The sequence below is a fragment of the Limimaricola litoreus genome, from assembly GCF_024159025.1.
Taxonomy (GTDB): Bacteria; Pseudomonadota; Alphaproteobacteria; order Rhodobacterales; family Rhodobacteraceae; genus Limimaricola; species Limimaricola litoreus.
Window position 1 is genome coordinate 1 of the sequence record NZ_JAMYXC010000022.1, and the last position, 1,790, is coordinate 1,790.

The 1,790-nt window shown below is 73.6% G+C and carries 2 protein-coding genes; both read right to left on the reverse strand.

All coding sequences use genetic code 11. The features are described from left to right. Positions 1–1,114 (reverse strand): glycosyltransferase (locus tag NHG85_RS01340; protein ID WP_253329066.1); only part of this gene is annotated, 1,114 nt, incomplete at its 3' end. Next, the coding region (locus NHG85_RS01345) for an NAD-dependent epimerase/dehydratase family protein (RefSeq protein WP_253329068.1) at positions 1,111–1,790 on the reverse strand (680 nt) is incomplete at its 5' end. The genes NHG85_RS01340 and NHG85_RS01345, both read right to left, overlap by 4 nt.

Genomic DNA, 1,790 nt, shown 5'->3' on the forward strand with positions numbered 1-1,790 from the left:
CGCGCCGTGCCGCATCGCCCGAAAGCGCGGCGATGGCCTCGGCCAGCGGCGCCTCGGCCCCCGGCGGCACCAGCAGGCCCGATACCCCGTGCTCGACCAGCTCGGCCACGCCGCCGACGCGGGTGGCGATCACCGGGCGCGCGGCGGCCATCGCCTCCATCAGCACCACCGGCACCCCCTCGGCAAAGGAGGGCAGCACCAGCGCACCGGTCTCGCGCAGCATCCGCGCCACCTCGGCCTGCCCGAGATAGCCGTGGAAGCGCACCGCGTCGCCGAGGCCGAGATCGGTGGCGAGCCGCTCCAGCCCGGCCCGGTCCTCGCCGTCGCCCACGAGGTCGAGCGTGAGGGCGGGGCGGCTTTCACGGGCCCGCGCCAGGGCCCGGAGCAGCACCGGCAGGCCCTTGACCGCCGAAAGCCGGCCCACGAAGAGGAGCCGGTCCTCCGGCGGGGCGGGGGTGTCGGCATAAAGCGCAGGGTCCACCCCGCAATGCACCACGTGCAGCTTGTGCCAATGGGCGGGGTCCGAGAACAGCATCGCCTGCGCCCGCGCAAAATCCGAGATGCAGGCGACGAAGCGGGCGCGGGCGATCTTTTCGCCCAAGGCCCAATGCTCGGGCGCGAAGAAGATGTCGGGGCCGTGCAGGGTGAAGCTGTACGGAATGCCTGAGACCTCGGAGGCGAGCATCGCCACCGTGCCAGAGGATTTGGCGATGTGGTTGTGCAGATGGGTGATGCCGCGCGCCTTCATACGATGCGCCAGCACCAGTGCCTCGCCGAAATAGATCATGTTGTAGAGCCTCCCGCGCAGCCCACGGGGCGCGCTGCGCCACGCCAGCGCCAGCGCGCGCGCGAAGCGGCGCGGGTGGCGCAGGGCCGAGAGCTTGGCCCGGGTGATGGCGACGGGGTTCAGCGTGCGCTCCAGCAGGTGAAAGGTCGCCGCCGCCTCGGCGCGCTGTTCGGGGCCGACATGATGGGCGGGATCGGTGCGCCGCACCGAGGCGGTCTCGACCGTAACTCCGAGGTCGCGCAGCCCCGCCACCTCGCGCTGGATGAAGGTGTCGGTGGCGCGGGGATACTCGCCCGTCAGCCACATGAACGGGCCGGATATGCTCATGCCGCCCCCCGCGCCGCGGCCATTGCCGATTCGAAATCCGCCTCGGGCCGGAATCCCAGCGCATGCGCGCGGGCGTTGTCGTAGCGCAGCGGCATCAGCCGCGCGCGCAGCGTCTCTCGGCGCAGAAGCCCCGGCAGGCGGGGGGCGAGGGGGGCCAAGAGCCCCGCCGCCGCGTCGAAGCCGCGCCAGCCCAACGGCAGGCCGCGTCGCCCGAGAGCCGTGAGAAAGCGCGCGCGGTCGGGCCGGTCGTCATCGAGCGCGTGGATCACCTCGACCGGGTTGGATTGCGGCACGGTCGCGGCCAGCACGAGGATCTGCGCCGCATGCCGCAGCCAGCACAGCGGCAGCTCCCCCGCGTGGCGCGGGCCGAGCGTCAGCGGGCCCAGCGGGAGCCCCATATGGGCGTTCCACAACCGCCCCGGCCCGAATATCGCGCCGGGTCGGACGATCCGCAGGGGCACGCCGTGGCGCGCGGCAATGGCGCGGGCGTCGCGCTCCTGCGCGATCTTGGCGCGGGCATAGGCATCGCGCCCCTCGGGGCGCGGCTCGACCGGCGCGTCCTCGTCCACGCGGGCAAATGGCGCGAGGCCCGCCGTGCCCAGCACCGAGATCGAGCTGACCAGCACCAGCCGCGCGCCTGCGCTGGCCGCGTGATCGAGCAGCAGGGCGCTCGGCG